Raw genomic sequence first — 16,958 nt, forward strand, 5'->3', positions numbered from 1 at the left:
AAAAAACGCCAATATTTTAAAGCGGATAATAACCACGGGGCTTCTTTTGCCTTTTTTTTCATTTGGTAAATTTCTTAATATTTATAGCTAAACAACAACCGTCATCCCGCTACGTGTTAGCGGGATCTATGCTTTGAGATACCGCGAATGAATCGCGGTATGACGGTGTAGATGATGGTTAAGTATCCCGCTGCTTGTTAGCGGCTAAGAGATACCGCGAATAAATCGCGGTATGACGGTGTAATGATGGTTAAGTAATTCGTCATTCCGCTACGTGTTAGCGGGATCTAGAGATACCGTGACGGTATGACAAGGGAGAACAGTTGTATTCCTGCACAATTTATTCTCATGACAAAAACGTCTTAACTTTCTCTCTACTTTTTCTGGGTAAGGTCAATTTTGTGAAAAAATGGATTGAATTATAGGTAGATTTGGCTATTATTTGTAATACATGGGTATTGGATAAAATGTTTGAATTTAGTTCTGTGCTGCTAGCTCGAATTCAGTTTGCCTTCACAATAGGCTTTCACATTATATTTCCTGCTTTCACGATCGGGCTTGCAAGTTTTCTAGCCTTTTTGGAATGGTGTTGGCTTAAGACTGGTGATACACGTTTCCGTGATGTTTATAAATTCTGGATCAAGATTTTTGCCGTTGCTTTTGGCATGGGAGTGGTATCTGGAGTTGTAATGTCATATCAACTTGGTACCAATTGGTCGATTTTTTCTGACCGCGTAGCCAATGTTCTCGGCCCTCTATTTTCCTTTGAGGTTTTAACAGCCTTTTTTCTGGAGGCATCTTTTTTGAGTATTATGCTATTTGGATGGAATAGAGTAAGTTCTCGTATGCACTTTGCTTCTACTTGTATTGTTGCAGTGGGAACGCTTATTTCAGCTTTTTGGATTATTGCGGCCAACAGTTGGATGCAAACACCCGCTGGATTCACGATTGGTGAGAATGGTCTCCTATATCCAACCAACTGGTTAGAGATTATTTTTAATCCTTCTTTCCCTTATCGCTTTATTCATATGGTAACAGCAGCCTATCTTACAACAGCTTTTGTGGTTGGTGGTGTAGGAGCATTTTATCTTTGGAGAAAACGACATGCTCCTCAAGCAAGAATTATGCTTGGTATGGCAACCATTATGGTAGCTTTAGCTGCACCATTTCAGCTGTTCATGGGAGATAGGCATGGATTAAATACACTAAAGCATCAACCTGCTAAGATTGCTGCAATGGAAGGTATATGGGAAACCGAAAAAGGGGCTGGCTTACTTTTATTTGCTTATCCGGATCAGCAAAATGAAATTAATCACTACGAGATAAAAATTCCTAATCTTGCCAGCTTGATCTTAACACATGATTTTTTAGGAGAAGTAAAAGGATTAAAGGAATGGAAAAAAGAAGATAGGCCACCTGTAGTATGGGTATTCTGGTCCTTCCGTATAATGGTTGGAGTTGGAATTTTAATGATCATAATTGGGTCAGTAAGTGTTATACAGTATCTTCGTGGCAAATTATTCCAAAGTTGTTTCTTACATGGATGGTGGATATCAATGATGCCGTCTGGGTTCATAGCGTTACTTGCAGGTTGGTTTACTACTGAAATTGGCCGTCAACCTTACACTGTATATGGAATTATGCGCACAATTGAATCATTTTCATCTGCGATTACCGGTCCTCAGGTTGCATGGTCTTTGATTGCATTTATCGTTATGTATACCCTTATATTTGGAGCAGGTAGTTACTATATTCTGAAACTTATATACAAAGGAATTCCTGTCATTAAAGAAGAAGAGCAATTTTATAAACACGGTATTGGAGCTTCAGTGATTGATGCTGGTACATCTGGAAAGGACAACAATCATGTTTGATTTTTCTTCCTTAATTAATTTACCCCTAATCTGGGGATTACTAATTGCCATAGCTGTTTTACTGTATATTTTAATGGATGGGTTTGATTTAGGTATTGGTATTTTACTTCCTTTTGCACCGTCAGATAAATGCCGTGATCACATGATAAGCTCAATTGCACCATTTTGGGATGGAAACGAAACATGGTTGGTATTGGGTGGTGGAGGGTTGTTTGCTGCTTTTCCTCTTGCATATTCAATATTAATGCCTGCTTTTTATATTCCAATCATTATTATGCTGCTTGGCCTTATAGTGCGCGGAGTATCCTTTGAGTTTCGTTTTAAGGCAGAAGGAAAATACAGGCGATTATGGGATTATGCCTTTCATTTTGGGTCACTTGGTGCTGCATTTTGCCAAGGCATGATTTTAGGTGCATTTATACATGGTGTAGAAGTAAACGGACGCAACTTTTCTGGTGGCCAATTTGATTGGGCAAGTGCTTTTAGTGTAATGACAGGCATTGCTGTGATATTTGGATATGCACTTTTAGGTTCTACATGGCTCATAATGAAGACAGAAAATATAACACAAGAATGGGCACGCAAGGTTGCTTCTTATACGCTTGGTTTTGTAGGTATTTTCATGGGACTAGTGAGTGTAGTGACACCATTTTTAAATGAACGTATTAAAAACTTTTGGTTTAGCATGCCAAATTTTTATTATTTATTTTCTATTCCATTACTCACATCTTGGCTATTTTTCATGCTGTGGTTTGATCTTCAGAATACTAAACGGGAGTACCGTCCATTCTTTCTCAGTATTGCTATTTTTTTTATGGGATATTTAGGTTTAGGAATTAGTATCTACCCATGGATTATACCTTTTCAATATACCATTCTGGATGCAGCTGCTTCTGGGCCAAGTTTATCTTTAATGCTCATTGTTATAATACCGCTTTTACCAATCATTTTAACTTACACTGGTTATTGCTATTATGTCTTTCGTGGAAAATCAAATTATGAACACACATATTAAGGAGTTAGTGACCTTATGGTTAAAACGTTACCCTTAAATCAAGCAGTCGTTCAGGCAATGGCGTCAACTCAATAGCCTTCATTAGCAAACCCTCCTATGGATTTTCTGAAAAGTTTTTGAGTATATTGTATTTTTAATTTGTAGAATAAGTTTTTTTCCTTTTTGCATGCTAACCAAAAAGGGTTCTGTCATCCTTCTTGTCATATAAGTAGCTTGACGCGGGCATTCAGTTTTCTTTATAATTTTCTTTGTGAAAGAACAAAAATGCTTATTTGTAACCATAGCTGGCTTACCAAATGCTGGGAAGTCTACATTAATTAACAGCATCATAGGCAAGAAAATTGCAATTGTCACCCCTAAAGTGCAAACAACAAGGACGCAAATAAGGGGTGTTGCAACATGCAACAACACACAAATTGTCTTTACTGACTCCCCAGGAATTTTCTCAGCAGAAACAAAACTTGAAAAAGCTTTAGTCAAATCTGCATGGTCGGCAGTTAAGGATAGTGACATCACTTTGTTGCTTGTTGATGTAAGCAATTATTTGAAAAATATAGAAAGAATTAAGACTATATTTATGCGGCTGCAGCGCACAAAAGGCAGATGCATTTTGGTTATCAATAAAACTGATTTGGTAAAAAGGCCTGAATTAAAGATGGCGCATGAGCATCTGAATTTGCTTTATAAATTTGAAAAGGTTTTTATGATATCAGCATTAAAGAATGATGGACTTTCTGATTTGATGAATTACTTGTCTGAAGTTGCATCGGTGAGCCCCTGGTTTTATGAAGAAGATCAAATAACCGATTCCTCGACAAATTTTTTATCAGCAGAAATTACGAGAGAAAAATTATTCTTGAACTTGCGTGAAGAATTGCCATACTCTACAGCTGTTATAACTGAACAATTTGAGGAAAAAAAAGATAAGAGTTTAGTCATCAAACAGATCATATTTGTGTTGAAAGATAGTCATAAAAAAATAGTACTAGGAAAAGATGGCAGTAATATTAAAAAAATTAATATCGAAGCGCGTGCTGAACTAGAAAAATTATTTGAGTGCAAGGTACACCTCTTTTTATTTGTGAAAGTGCGACCTTGGATCGACCGTCCGGAGGAGTATATAGGCAATGCTTAATTCTTTATTGGTATTTGATATTGAAACTATACCAGATGTAAATTCCTGCAAAAATTTACTCAATATTAGTGATGATAGTAGTGTAGAAGAGAAGAGGGATGCATTAACAAAATATCATCTTGAAATAACAAACGGGCAAAACTCTTTTCTGCGTCAGCCTTTTCACCTTGTTGTAGTTATTAGTTTTTTACTTTGCAATATAAGCTACCAGAGTGGTTATGAGGTGTTCACACTGCAAGAAATAAGATCTGGAGGCACACTAAATTCCAGTGAAAAGGAGCTAGTGAAAGGATTTTTTAACTACATATCAGAGAAAAAGCCAAGATTAGTTTCGTTCAACGGACGCACTTTTGATATACCAGTGCTGAAGTATCGTGCTATGGTCCATGGCATTCAAGCAGAATATTTTCATAAAGCTGGCGATAAGTGGAATAGTTACAATCAGAGATATAGCAGTGATTGGCATTGTGATTTGCTTGAATCCCTCTCTGATTTTGGAGCTTCTGCGAGAGTAAAAATGAACGAAGTTTGTGCAGCATTTAATCTTCCTGGTAAGATTGGAGTTGATGGGTCACAAGTTATGGACTTATACAATAGCGGCAAGATACAAGAGATTCGAGATTATTGTGAAACAGATGTAATTAACACTTATTTGATTTACTTAAGGTTCATGCATCATCAGGGAAGGATTACTACTGAAAGCTACAACAAAAGTGTGGAAGAGCTACTTTTAGAGTGCGAAAAAAAAGAATACCTAAAGAAATTTAAAGAAGAATGGCAAATAACTTGTGGTGGAAAAATTTTACTTCCATAGAATAAATAGTCGAGTTATAATGCACTAACAAGCGAGCCTCTGTACTAAATTTTGGTTAATATACACGTTGAGCATATTAAGAAAGTTGCTTTTAAGGTATTGCATTTTACTTTTATTTTCGTTATAAGGTTGCTTTAAGTTGAATTTTCAACATTTTTATACTATTTACATTTAAGATATGATTTCGAAATTTTTTGGGGGCACTTCATGAAAAAGTCTATGTATACTAGAACTGCTCTAGTTTCTTTATTAACTTTATGTTCTTTCAGCAGTTTTGCAGCTGACTTTCCTGATGAGAGTATGAAGGAAATAAAAAAGCAAGAGAGCACAAAAACTTCTGGAAAAGTGGAAGTTATGAAAACATCAAATAAAAAACTGAAAGAAAAGATGGACAGAATATGTAATGCTGATCCAAGAAAAAAAGCTGAAGAGCTTAAGAAAAAAGAGGAGCTAAGATTAGCAGCCGAGCAGAAGAAAAAAGAGGAGATCAGGCTAGCAAATGAGAAAAAAGCAAAGCTTATAGAGGATTCAAAAGCGAAAGCTCTAAACGCTAAGAATTCTAATATAGAAAAAGGTAAAGTTTCAAAAACTAAGCGTTCTAAAACTAAGAATGCTAAAGTTGAAGCTAAAGATGTAAAGAAGGATATAAAAGTTGTTAACAAAAATACAGAGGAAAAAGGTAAGGCAAGTCCTGTTGTTTCAGTTGGTGGAGTTGATATTATCGATACCAATCAAGGGCAAAGTAATTTAAGAATAACTTTTGGTGGTGTTGTTGATGCTCAAGGTTATGGCAAAGCTGGACCAAGTGGCGCAGATTATAAACGTTATAACGTTATGCCAAACAGATCTACAGAGTATTATAATGCCACTCCAGATATAACAAGAGGAGCAAATCCAATATTCTATGAAGGAATAGGAAATATTGGTGATTACAGCAACGATATGGGTATGATTGCTGATGCAATATTGCACCTCAGAGCAGAAAATAAGAATGAAGATTTAGGTCTTCTTTATGGTGCTAACGTGCAGTTTCATGTTCCAGTGACCGAAGGTAAGGGAGCTTCACAGGGTGTTTATGCTGCAAAAGGCAGAAGTGCGCATGTGTTTGTTAACTCAAAATATGGTGACGTGAAGCTTGGTTACCAATTTGGTCCTGAGGCTCTGATGAGGCTTGATGCAACAAGAATTGCGACTGTTAACGGAGCTGCAGATAGTGACTGGTTCAGAAAAGTGAACTTAGAAGGAAGCGCTGCTAGCTTTCCATTTTATGTAACACCACGTCTTTACACTGAAAGTTTTTCGAGTGAAAGTGAAAAATTCTCTTTCCGCATGGCAGGGAAATATAACAAAGGCGTTATGACTACACTGCCATTTAGAGTTGCTTACTACTCACCAAATTATATGGGCGCAAGATTTGGTATCAGCTACTCACCTCGTTATGATAGTGGTTTGTTTACTGTAAAAGAAACAGTTTCAGAAGATAAAGGCGGTAAGATAGAACATAAGGAAACGATAAAGCATGTCGGCCCAGACTATGAGCACATAGTAAGTGCTGGTGCATCATATGAATATGACTTTGATAAACATAACATAAAAGTTAAAACTTCTGCAGTTGGTGAATATGGCTTTCCAAAGCAACCAAGTAAAGATAAGCATCTTTATAAGGAATTTGTGGAGTATAATGACCTGATGGGTGTTAATTTTGGTGTAAGCGCTGATTATAAGATTAATGAAGATCAAGGCGTAAAGTTTGCTGCCTCTTTTGCATACTTGGGCAAATCTGGTCAACCGAAGGGTATTAAAAAATTAATTGGTGATACCTACACGGAAATTGATAGTAAAGATGCTACTGATGGCAAAAGAGTGGAAGGGCTGAAAGCTCAATTTGGTAAAGATAGTATAGATACCATGTATTGGACTGTAGGAGCTGGGTATCAACATGAGAATATCTACACAAGTTTGACGTATTTTGGCAGCAGAATGAATGACAAAGATATGCTTCATGATGGTGCACTTGGCGTTCAATATGATCTGTCTCCTGCATGCAGTAAGAGCAAATTTGTTCCTTACGCAGCTCTCCATTATTTTATGACTAACGAAACAGGTAAGCTGAAAGATGAGTCTGATGCTGATGTACCTTCTAACCAAGGAATTCTCCTTCTTACTGGTGTGAAGTTTTCTTTCTAACCAGCCAGTACACACCACAGTTAACTGTGGTGTATTCTTGTCTGTTAGTGTTTATTTGTCGATCAAATAAACATATGGTGTCCTCTCTCCTGTCATCCCAGTGCGTGACACACAACTGTACGAACATTGTGATTTGAGGACACTCCACCAAGAAGGATGTCATCCCAGTGCCCAGACACTGGGATCCAGCTTTCCATGCAACTTCATCAAAAGCGTTTATTCAGAATAAGATCAGCCACTTTTTATGCTCACCAAATCAGTTTGCTTACTTACAAGCAAAATTTCCTGGATTCCAGTGTCAAGCACTGGAATGACACCCTATGGTCACCGGAATGACGCTTTATGGCTACTTAGATGATGAGAAAAGAACACACTGCCCTTATTCTACTGGCCGTATAGCTACTTTCAAATTTAATCAATTAAGCAGGAGGCCCCTATGCAAACCACACTAAAAAATCATTTAGCTGGAGAATTACTTACCACCGCTACGTGCTGGAAATTAAAGCTCGCAGGTGGAGAAGTAATGGGATTCACTGACTATGATGAAGATTTAAATATTGATAATATACTCTATAAATCTTCAAGTGGATTTACAGCCAGTAGTATAATATTAAACAGCGATTTGAAAACTGATAATCTAGAAATTGAAGGGATATTAAATAGTGCTGATATTAAAGAAGAAGATGTTTTATCAGGAAAGTACGACTTTGCAAATATTGAAATATTTCTTGTGAATTATAAAGACTTGACCCAGGGAACAATGAATCTACATTCAGGAATTTTTGGTAAAGTGACATTAAGTAGTGGAAGATTTATTGTTGAAATTAGAGGGCTTTCAGCAAAGCTTGAGAGAAGCATAGCAGAATTATACTCTCCTGCATGCAGAGCACAATTTTGCGATGATAAATGTAAAGCCGATACTAAAAAATTTAGTAAAATAAGTACAATCACTAAAGTAATAGACGAAAGAAGATTTGAAGACACGAATTTAACTGAGAGTGATGAATATTATAAGCACGGAGTAGTAAAATTCTTTGGCTCAATAGCGTTTGAAGGTGTAGTAAAAGAATATAAAAATAAAGTAGTTACGTTGTTTACTTCGCCTCCATACCAAATTTTTGCTGGAGATAAATATTCAATACTCGCAGGTTGCGATAAAACATTTCCAACTTGCAGAAGCAAGTTTAACAATACTGTGAATTTTCGTGGTGAACCCTATATACCAGGCTTTTATATTGTTTAGCAGTACAATTTTCAATATTATGAATAAGCATGGAAAGGTGGCTGAGTGGTCTAAAGCACACGCTTGGAAAGCGTGCACATATGAAAATATGTCGGGGGTTCGAATCCCCCCTTTTCCGTATGTTACTTCTAGAATAGTATAAAACCCCCGGTCGCGCACACAACTGTACGAACATTGTAATATGGTACAATGTTACAACTATGCGGTGGTAATTTACGATAAATTCATGTAGCCATTTCAAATTTAGCCATACCAATGTCAGTAAATTGATTAAGCAAATAACACTTGAGTAGCAGTTCCTTCCCACGATTAATTTCAGATTTGTTCCGAAAATTAAACCCGAATGTTTGTTTCAGTCGCGAGAAAAAACTTTCTACATAAGATCTTTTTCCGTAGTTTGTTTGCCTTTTCCACCTCTTCATTCCATCTTCGCTGTATGACTTTATTAGTCTAATTGCAGCATTTCTCTCTGCCATACTTTGGATGCTCTGCTGCATTGTTTTTTTGGAGGAATTTTTGTCTTTATGCCGCATTCATCACACAATTTATAGAGTTTATGTCTGTCATATGCTCTGTCTGCATATAGTGCTTTTATGGCATGCTGAAAATTAACTCCTTTAAGTAAATCGCAAGCTCCATAGTGATCAGACCGTTACTGTATTTTGCAGCTATGGCTTTTTTGCTGTTTATATTCAACATTACATGCAATTTTCTTGTCTGTTCATAACCACGATATTTTCTGTCAGCGCTATTTTCCTTGCTGTGTGTTGTTATAAATGCTGATGCTTGTGCTATCTATGGCAATTTCGATATCTTCCATATTATTTTTATCAATTCTGCAATCATTGATCTTAATATTAAGTTTTTTTTGAAGCTTGCGAATAGCTGATAACTGCTAAATCTCTTCCTATTTGTTGCAAATATCCTTTTATAAACCCGACTGTTTGTCTTAAGCCAATTCTAAAAAGATTAACGATTATATGCACTAAAATCACAACTTTATCACTATAAATATAGTTGCCGCCCTGCATTTTTGGACTATTTTCATACCAATTTTCGATAGCTTTATCGATGTAACGAAAAATATTTCCTCTTTTTTCTAGAAATTTGTTATATTCATGGCAGTTACTAACTCTCATTTTTTGTGGCATATTTTTCCTTAAGCGGTTAAATGGCTATTTTATAATGAATTTTGTCAGTAGCCACCAGATTTTTTCAGTTGCGATGCAACAGAGCCATCCCAGTGTCAAGCACTGGGATGACAGGAAAAGAGGCTATTTGGATGACATCTTTCTTCTTGGTATAAATTACTTTTATATCTCAATGTTCGTACAGCTATGCACGTTGCCGCATAGTGGATGAGGTGTACTACCTCTAAGAGTATACATTATCTCACATAATAATATAATATTTCGTTCATAAATCAACGTTTTTAACATGCAGCAAGAACATTTCCGTTGTAATTAAGGTTCTTAAGATGTATATTAATGAATCTTGTTTTCAATAAATAATGAAAGTAATAATTGTCATGATAATGTTATTGTGTAGCAGTTACACAATGGCAAGCGAGAGAATAAGTCTAGTGGATAAAAAACTATCTCAAGGATATGTAGCTCCAGTGCTTACAGAAGATAGCGTTATTTTATCAGACAAGCACGGCGCTTTATATTCCTTTGATATTGATAACTCAAAGGCTATGAATTGGAAATTACACCTCTCACACAGAAAAAAAATTAGTAACATGAGCCTATTGCGTCACAGAGGAAACGTTTTCTTTATAGTGGATAACGTTCTACACACAATAGATGCAAAAACCGGCGAGATTCAGTGGGAAAAAGAATTGAGAGCTCCAGTAAGAGGGAAAGCAGCAGTAATAAACAATAAATTGGTAGTATTGACTATTGATAATTATCTGTACGTGTTTGATATAAAAGATGGCAGCTTCGTTTGGACTTATCAAAACGGCATCAATGAGGTTCGAGGTTTGTATTCCATATCGCCAGCAATTTCTAATGATAAAATAATAGCACCATTTTCAAATGGTGAGTTAATAGCTTTTAATGAAGACGGTAAAAAATTGTGGAGCCAAAAATTGGCTACAAACCTTTTGGATACACAGCTCACAGATGTAACTACTACACCGAGAGTGCTTGGCGATACTTTAATAGCTACAAATAATTCTTATATTTATAGCATTGACGTGAAATCAGGAAATATTTTATGGTCAAAGTCACTGCAAGTAAAAAGTGTATCAGACATTGAGTCATATTATAGTCCTCTTATTCCTGCAGAGAAACAAAAAGAAGGCGGAAGAATTTTTATAGTTACTAAAGACGATAAAATAATTGGCCTGGATATAAAAAATGGAGAAACAGTCTGGGCATCTGATTTAATAGAAAATACGCAATTGTTTGCTCCAATTATGCATGCCCATACACTGTGGGTGACAAGCAATAAAGGTTCAATGTTTGCTTTTCCGGGATCTGAAAGTGCAGGAAAGGTAGTCAAAGTACCTGGTAATGTGTTTCACACTCCAGTGTTTACTCGCAATAAGATATATGTAACAACTGAGGGAAAAGGTGTTTATTCTTTAGAAAATAGGTTTGTTTTTTATGACTGATTATGATTTAATTGTTATAGGTGGTGGCCCAGGAGGCTATAAGTGTGCTATCGCTGCTGCAAAACTTGGATTGAAAGTTGCCTGCATAGATAAAAATAGCATTTTTGGTGGTACATGCTTGCGAGTTGGATGCATACCTTCCAAAGCACTACTTCATTCTTCCTATCAGTATGCTCACACGAAAAATGATCTGTCGAAGCTTGGCATAAAAATTAAGGATGCAAGTTTCGATTTAAAAGAAATGCTAGGCTATAAGGACGCCAGAGTTCAGGAACTTGGAAAAGGTATAGAATATCTGTTTAACCTTCACAAAATCACTAAAATCAATGGGCTTGCTTCTTTTGACCAAGGTAATCTTGAAGTTTCAGTTGAAGGTAAGGTGCTGAAGACAAAAAATATAGTAATTGCAACCGGTTCTGACGTTATTTCTTTGCCAGGAATTAATATCGATGAGAAAAGTATTATTTCATCAACTGGTGCATTATCTTTAACTGAAGTACCAAAAAAACTTGTCGTAATCGGAGCCGGGGCAATAGGGCTTGAAATGTCTTCTGTATGGAGGAGGCTAGGGTCTGAAGTCACTGTAGTAGAATTTTTTGACAGAATCGCTGCAGCAATGGATGGAGAATTAAGTAAGTCTCTACTTTCTAGTCTACAAAAACAAGGAATAAAATTTTTACTTAGCACTAAAGTTGAGGAGATAAAACAAAGTAGTAATTCTTTGAGTGTGAAAGTTTGCTCTGTAAAAGATAATCAAACAAACACTATAGAGGCGGATAAGGTATTGGTGGCAGCAGGACGCAAACCATGCACTGAGAATCTTGGTATTGATGAAAAAATAGAAAAAGATAATCGCGGTTTCGTTCAAGTTAACAACAGATATGAAACTAATGTGAAAGGAATATTTGCTATTGGTGATGTGATCGGTGGAGCAATGCTTGCTCATAAAGCAGAGGAAGAAGGAGTGGCAGTTGCAGAGATAATAGCAGGACAGTCACCTCACGTTGATTATGGAATCATACCATCTGTCATTTACACTCACCCTGCGGTTTCTTCGATTGGTAAAACCGAAGAGGAACTCAAAAATGCTGGCCGTAAGTACAAAGTTGGTAAATGTCAATTTGCTGCAAACGGCAGAGCAAAAATCACTGATGATGCTGAAGGATTCGTGAAAGTGCTGACTTGTAGCAGAGCAGATACAATACTAGGTGTGCATATCATAGGAGCATACGCTGATACGCTAATCAACGAAGCAGCAGTTGCAATGGCATATAGCGCAGCAGCAGAGGATATATACAGAATTTGTCACTCTCATCCTGATATAAATGAAGCCTTTCGAGATGCGTGCATCGATGCTTTCTTTAAAAAATAATTGTGGACCTCGGTTCAATCATTGCAAAATGGTATGAGTGGCTGAGGTGCAACAGATCTTATTCACCAAACACTTTAGAGTCATACATGAGGGACTTGAAGGATCTTATAAGTTTCCTAAATACTCACATTGGTGGAGAAGTAAATGTCGGCACTTTGGAAAAATTGAGCGTACCTGAGTTAAGAAGTTGGCTTACCTCTCGTTACGCAAGAGGTGTAAACGCAAGATCCAACACTCGAGCACTCTCAGTAATCAGAAATTTCTTCAAGTACATAAAAAATAACCACAATATAGACAATGAAGCTGTATTTTCCTTATCAAGGCCAATTCAGAGAAGAACTTTGCCCAAAGCATTATCAATACCTGATATAAAAACTTTATTGAAAGAAATGAAACTATCCGATCTGGGCGAATCTTGGGTGGTAAAAAGAGAAATTGCGATTATCGTCCTGCTATATAGTACAGGCTTAAGAATCAGCGAAGCGTTGAACCTTAGGGTTAGTGATATTAACAATGAAAGTTTAATAGTAACAGGTAAGGGAGATAAACAAAGGCAGGTATTCATTCTTCCGGTAGTAAAAAAGTGTATACAAGAATATGTAAAAGCCTGTCCTTATCTTGGCACTAATAATGAAACACAATATCTTTTTTTGGGAGTAAGAGGAAAAAAATTGGGAAGAACTTATGTGGCCAATCGTTTGCAAAAAATAAGGAGAATGTTAAATTTACCAGAAATTTTATCTCCACATGCATTTCGCCATAGTTTTGCTACTCATTTGCTTCAGGAAGATATTGACATAAGATCAATACAACAACTGCTTGGTCACTCAAGCCTGGAAACTACTCAAATTTACACTCACCTCAATTATCAAGATGTTTTTAACATGTACAAAAATTTTCAGCAGGGCCTGGAGAAGAAATCAAAACTTTAACTTCGTTCTAAACCACCAAGCTGAGTGCTTTCAACATCACTAAGTATTGTGTTTGCTTTATATAAACTACAACATCCTAATAAAAAAAAAGCCAGTGCAACTGCTGTAAAGAAAGCACTTATTATCCCTGGATAATCTTCTATTACTAAACATGCAACAACAGTATATACTCCAAGCAATATAAAACATGCAGAAGCGTAGTTGCTCAGTTTTCTACCAGAAGAAATTGCTTGCGAGGATTTTTCGTTTTTATTACTACGGAGCAGTCTACTTTCTGATGAAAGCCTATCTCTTTCTTCCCTTACTTGTTTCAAATCTCTTTTTAATCGTGAAATTTCGACAGTGTCGCTTGCTCTTCCATACACAATTCTATTAAGTCGAGTTACTTCACTATTTAGATCATTGATTTTTGTTTTTTGAGCCGATTTTTCCTGCCTTAAATCTTCTTCTAACTGTGAAATTTTGTTAATGCCTCTCGTTCTTTCGCGTACGACCCTATCCAGCTCTCGTTCTTTTTCTATGAGTTGAGCTTTCGTTCTTTCAAGTTCACCTTTAAGTTCTTGTATAACTTGCTCAGAACCTACCGGTATATCATTCGTACTTGCCAAAGGTTGTAATGTATTTGCAGGAAATTTTTCATTTAGATAATTTGTAATAGATTCGATTGGATTATTAACACCCCTCAATGCAGCAGTAACAATTGCATGACTCATGAAGCAATTATCTTCTACTAATTTTTTTACATCATCTAAATCTTTTTTATTAATAGTAGCGGTTAATCGCCCTGTAATGGCTTGTTCAATTATTTGCTTCACCCACGAATTTTGCTCTATAGCTTGTATTGGCTTTATTTGACTAAAATCTAGCTCTTTATGTTTTAAAAGTTTTGTCAATACTTCTTTGTTATCTGATGTTATTCCTTGTAAACATGATTGAATAATTAAGCTAAGCGGCGTTTCTATTTCTTCATTTCGGCTTCTTTTCCAGCAATTAGGGTTAAACTCTTGATTTAATGGTCTTTTCGCTTGGTAAATGTTTCTGCTAGAAAGAGCACCTAACAACTCGTTTGCTTTTTGTGCTTTTTTAAATTCTAATTTTATTACGCGCTCAAATCCTCTTGCAATACAATCTTCAGGGCTTTTATATTCATAATTTTTGATATCAGTTTTTATATCTGGGTGCGTGAGCAATATTTTTACCACATCTTTAGCCCCAACTTGACAAGCAATATGTAAAGCTGTGTCTTTGCGCATATTAGATGTTGTTATAAATTCTGATATTTCACTTTGTGTACTAGGATCATATCTCGTCCGTGTTGTAGACACAGATTGCTTACTCTGAGCATTAATATTGATACTTCTGTTTTGTATAAGCAATTTAGCCATTTTCTCTAACGTAGCCTGTCCATCACCGCTGACAGCGCAGACATTGACAATAGACATCAAAGGTGTCATGCCCTCCTTATCAAACGCATTAACATCCGCACCTTCTTTCAGAGCTTGTTTAAAAGCTTCCGGGTTTTCGTTATCAATAGCCTTAAATAACTTTTGTGTTGGTTCATCGAGCTGTCTTGAAGTTGTCTGATTATATCTATAACCATTAGTATTTATCCCATCCCCTCCATAAAGCATATTAAACCTACCTAATAATTTACTAATATAATTATGAAAAAGAAAAGGAAAATTGCAAGCGATTTATTCAAAATCCTAGAATTAACTACGACTCTAAAAACTTTTCTGCATCAAGCGCAGCCATGCATCCTGTTCCTGCTGCAACTACTGCCTGACGATATACCTTATCTTGAACATCACCTGCAGCAAACACTCCTGCCCTACTAGTTAAAGTTGTTCCAGGTTTTGTAATGATGTAACCCTGCTCATCCATTTCAACAAAGCCTTTAAAAATACCCGTATTTGGTGCATGCCCGATTGCAATGAACACTCCATCCACTTTTAATTCTTGGGTTTTATCGATCTCTGCTGATTTAATCGCAATACCAGCAACCCTTTTTGGATTTTCTTCTCCAAGAATCTGCTCTACGGTATGGTTCCACATTACTTTTATTTTATCATTTTTAAAGAGCCTATCTTGCATTACTTTTTCCGCTCTTAATTTATCACGCCTGTGTATTAATATCACTTCTTTGGCAAATCGAGTTAAAAATATTGCTTCTTCAACAGCAGTGTTTCCACCACCAATCACAGCTACAACTTTATTCCTAAAAAATGCACCATCGCAAGTCGCACAAGCTGAAACCCCATAACCCTGAAATTTCTTTTCACTTTCTAAACCAAGCCACTTCGCTTGCGCACCAGATGCAATGATCATTGCATCTGAATAGTAGTCATTGATATTACCAGAAGATCTAAATCTATACTCATTAAAGTCCTCAAGTTGTTCAACGCTTTTTATCTCATCATCTATTATTTTTGCTCCAACCTTTTCTGCATGAAACCTCATTTGCTCCATTAGTTCTGGACCCTGTATTGAAACAAAACCAGGATAGTTTTCAACATCTGTAGTAATTGTAAGCTGACCACCAGGCTGCATTCCCGTTACTACAATTGGCTCTAAGTTTGCACGTGCTGCATATATAGCGGCAGCATAACCCGCTGCCCCAGATCCAATAATAAGAACTTTTGTACTAAATTTATAATTCTTCACTGTATGAGTTTAGATAATCAGCTACTCCTTCATCGCTTGCCTGCATTGCTGGCTTACCTTTCTTCCACCCTGCTGGACATACTTCACCATGCTCCTCATTATGTTTAATTGCATCAACGATTCTAACGAATTCATCGATATTACGCCCTAAAGGCAAATCATTTATCGATTGATGACGTACAATAAATTTATCATCAATAACGAAAGTTGCTCTCAGCGCAATTGAGTCATCATATAAGACCCCATAGTCTCTTGATATAGACTTTTTGATATCAGACACTAAAGTGTAGCTAATCTCTCCAATACCACCATCATTAACTGGAGTGTTTCGCCATTTATAATGTGAAAATTTTGAATCTACACTTATTCCTATCACTTCAACACCACGCTTTGCAAACTCATTTATTCTATTATTGAGCGATATCAATTCAGTTGGGCAAACAAAAGTAAAATCAAGTGGATAGAAAAAAAGGACAGCATACTTATTTTTTATGCGCTTACTCAGACAGAAATCATCAACAATTTCTCCGTCAGAGAGAACAGATGAAGCAGTAAAATCGATAGCAGATTTTGTTACAAGATTCATAATTAACCTATTCTTTTAAAATAACTTTAATTTTACATCTTGATAAACTTATATGCAAGTTTTCTTTGGTTTTAGTCCTATAAAAACTTCCTAAAATAGCTCTTCTTTTTTACCGATAAGATACAATCCAGGTTGGAATACTGAGTTGGTGAGTATAAAATTCTACGTCATGCCACCGCGAACCGTCATACCGCCACGAACCGTCATACCGCGATTCATTCGCGGTATCTCTAGATCCCGCTAACAAGTAGCGGGATGACGGTTGTCGTTTAGCTATAAATGTTAAAAAATTTGCCAAACGAAAAAAAAGGCAAAAGAAGCCCCGTGGTTGGCTAATTACTTACATTATACTTTCAAGTATGGCGTTTTTTTATTCTAAACGTTTAATAACCGCGATTCAGTTGCTTTTAAGCCGCAACTAATCTAAATTATAAACATTAAGAAATTTACTAAACAGAAAAAAAGGCAAAAGAAACCCTAGGGTAGCTAGTTATTCACTATCCATTTTTTAAGTTG

Annotated in this window: 12 protein-coding genes, 1 tRNA gene and 1 pseudogene; 10 read left to right on the forward strand and 4 right to left on the reverse strand. The window is 36.3% G+C overall.

What is annotated here, in order from left to right; translation table 11 throughout:
- Positions 1-467: 467 nt before the first annotated feature.
- The 7 genes from ACQH2O_RS06290 (at position 468) to ACQH2O_RS06320 (ending at position 8,386) form a co-directional block, all read left to right on the forward strand.
- Positions 468-1,874, forward strand: coding sequence for a cytochrome ubiquinol oxidase subunit I (locus tag ACQH2O_RS06290; RefSeq protein ID WP_425385393.1), 1,407 nt, complete (start codon positions 468-470; stop codon positions 1,872-1,874).
- Positions 1,867-2,889, forward strand: a complete 1,023-nt coding sequence (gene cydB / locus ACQH2O_RS06295; RefSeq protein WP_010962802.1) for a cytochrome d ubiquinol oxidase subunit II — start codon at positions 1,867-1,869, stop codon at positions 2,887-2,889. Before ACQH2O_RS06290 ends, cydB begins: the two co-directional genes overlap by 8 nt.
- A gap of 250 nt (positions 2,890-3,139) precedes the next feature.
- Complete coding sequence (gene era / locus ACQH2O_RS06300) at positions 3,140-4,024, forward strand: GTPase Era (RefSeq protein ID WP_010082484.1); 885 nt, start codon at positions 3,140-3,142, stop codon at positions 4,022-4,024.
- On the forward strand, positions 4,017-4,838 hold the full coding sequence (locus ACQH2O_RS06305; protein WP_138264949.1) for a 3'-5' exonuclease: 822 nt from the start codon (positions 4,017-4,019) through the stop codon (positions 4,836-4,838). The genes era and ACQH2O_RS06305 overlap by 8 nt, the downstream gene beginning before the upstream one ends.
- A gap of 207 nt (positions 4,839-5,045) precedes the next feature.
- The gene (locus ACQH2O_RS06310) at positions 5,046-7,025 is read left to right on the forward strand and encodes a WD0745 family porin (RefSeq protein WP_425385155.1); all 1,980 of its coding nucleotides are present in this window, start codon (positions 5,046-5,048) and stop codon (positions 7,023-7,025) included.
- 436 nt (positions 7,026-7,461) lie between these two features.
- Positions 7,462-8,268 carry a DUF2163 domain-containing protein gene (locus ACQH2O_RS06315; protein WP_010962809.1) on the forward strand — a complete coding sequence of 269 codons (807 nt, stop codon included), beginning with the start codon at positions 7,462-7,464 and terminating at the stop codon, positions 8,266-8,268.
- Positions 8,269-8,299: 31 nt separating this feature from the next.
- Positions 8,300-8,386 (forward strand) — tRNA-Ser (locus tag ACQH2O_RS06320).
- Between the two features lie 106 nt (positions 8,387-8,492).
- Here the strand turns inward: ACQH2O_RS06320 and ACQH2O_RS06325 are convergent.
- Positions 8,493-9,419, reverse strand: a pseudogene (locus ACQH2O_RS06325) (IS5 family transposase).
- 359 nt (positions 9,420-9,778) lie between these two features.
- Between ACQH2O_RS06325 and ACQH2O_RS06330 the strand changes: the two are divergent.
- The 3 genes from ACQH2O_RS06330 to ACQH2O_RS06340 are packed head-to-tail and all read left to right on the forward strand — an operon-like array spanning position 9,779 to position 13,192.
- A complete protein-coding gene (locus ACQH2O_RS06330) occupies positions 9,779-10,888 on the forward strand; it encodes a PQQ-binding-like beta-propeller repeat protein (protein WP_038228167.1) in 1,110 nt (369 codons plus the stop codon).
- Positions 10,881-12,260, forward strand: coding sequence for a dihydrolipoyl dehydrogenase (gene lpdA / locus ACQH2O_RS06335; protein ID WP_010082459.1), 1,380 nt, complete (start codon positions 10,881-10,883; stop codon positions 12,258-12,260). The genes ACQH2O_RS06330 and lpdA overlap by 8 nt, the downstream gene beginning before the upstream one ends.
- A gap of 2 nt (positions 12,261-12,262) precedes the next feature.
- A complete protein-coding gene (locus ACQH2O_RS06340; protein WP_425385156.1) occupies positions 12,263-13,192 on the forward strand; it encodes a tyrosine recombinase XerC in 930 nt (309 codons plus the stop codon).
- On the opposite strand, the gene ACQH2O_RS06345 is transcribed toward ACQH2O_RS06340, so the two are convergent.
- From ACQH2O_RS06345 to ACQH2O_RS06355, 3 genes are all read right to left on the reverse strand, one after another.
- Entirely contained in the window at positions 13,189-14,823 is a 1,635-nt protein-coding gene (locus tag ACQH2O_RS06345; RefSeq protein WP_425385157.1) for an ankyrin repeat domain-containing protein, read from the reverse strand. The two genes, ACQH2O_RS06340 and ACQH2O_RS06345, sit on opposite strands and share 4 nt — an antisense overlap.
- A gap of 85 nt (positions 14,824-14,908) precedes the next feature.
- On the reverse strand, positions 14,909-15,856 hold the full coding sequence (gene trxB / locus ACQH2O_RS06350) for a thioredoxin-disulfide reductase (protein WP_038199041.1): 948 nt from the start codon (positions 15,854-15,856) through the stop codon (positions 14,909-14,911).
- Positions 15,843-16,442, reverse strand: a complete 600-nt coding sequence (locus ACQH2O_RS06355) for a peroxiredoxin (protein ID WP_012673206.1) — start codon at positions 16,440-16,442, stop codon at positions 15,843-15,845. The genes trxB and ACQH2O_RS06355 overlap by 14 nt, the downstream gene beginning before the upstream one ends.
- Between the last annotated feature and the right edge of the window lie 516 nt (positions 16,443-16,958).

The sequence above is a fragment of the Wolbachia endosymbiont (group B) of Schoenobius gigantella genome (assembly GCF_964031005.1).
GTDB classification, from domain to species: domain Bacteria; phylum Pseudomonadota; class Alphaproteobacteria; order Rickettsiales; family Anaplasmataceae; genus Wolbachia; species Wolbachia pipientis.

Bases quoted from the DNA above. Each gene is read 5' to 3' on its own strand.
- ACQH2O_RS06290 (WP_425385393.1), top strand. From the start codon at position 468: ATGTTTGAATTTAGTTCTGTGCTGCTAGCTCGAATTCAGTTTGCCTTC.
- cydB (WP_010962802.1), top strand. From the start codon at position 1,867: ATGTTTGATTTTTCTTCCTTAATTAATTTACCCCTAATCTGGGGATTA.
- ACQH2O_RS06305 (WP_138264949.1), top strand. From the start codon at position 4,017: ATGCTTAATTCTTTATTGGTATTTGATATTGAAACTATACCAGATGTA.
- ACQH2O_RS06310 (WP_425385155.1), top strand. From the start codon at position 5,046: ATGAAAAAGTCTATGTATACTAGAACTGCTCTAGTTTCTTTATTAACT.
- ACQH2O_RS06315 (WP_010962809.1), top strand. From the start codon at position 7,462: ATGCAAACCACACTAAAAAATCATTTAGCTGGAGAATTACTTACCACC.
- ACQH2O_RS06330 (WP_038228167.1), top strand. From the start codon at position 9,779: ATGAAAGTAATAATTGTCATGATAATGTTATTGTGTAGCAGTTACACA.
- lpdA (WP_010082459.1), top strand. From the start codon at position 10,881: ATGACTGATTATGATTTAATTGTTATAGGTGGTGGCCCAGGAGGCTAT.
- ACQH2O_RS06345 (WP_425385157.1), bottom strand. From the start codon at position 14,823: ATGCTTTATGGAGGGGATGGGATAAATACTAATGGTTATAGATATAAT.
- ACQH2O_RS06355 (WP_012673206.1), bottom strand. From the start codon at position 16,442: ATGAATCTTGTAACAAAATCTGCTATCGATTTTACTGCTTCATCTGTT.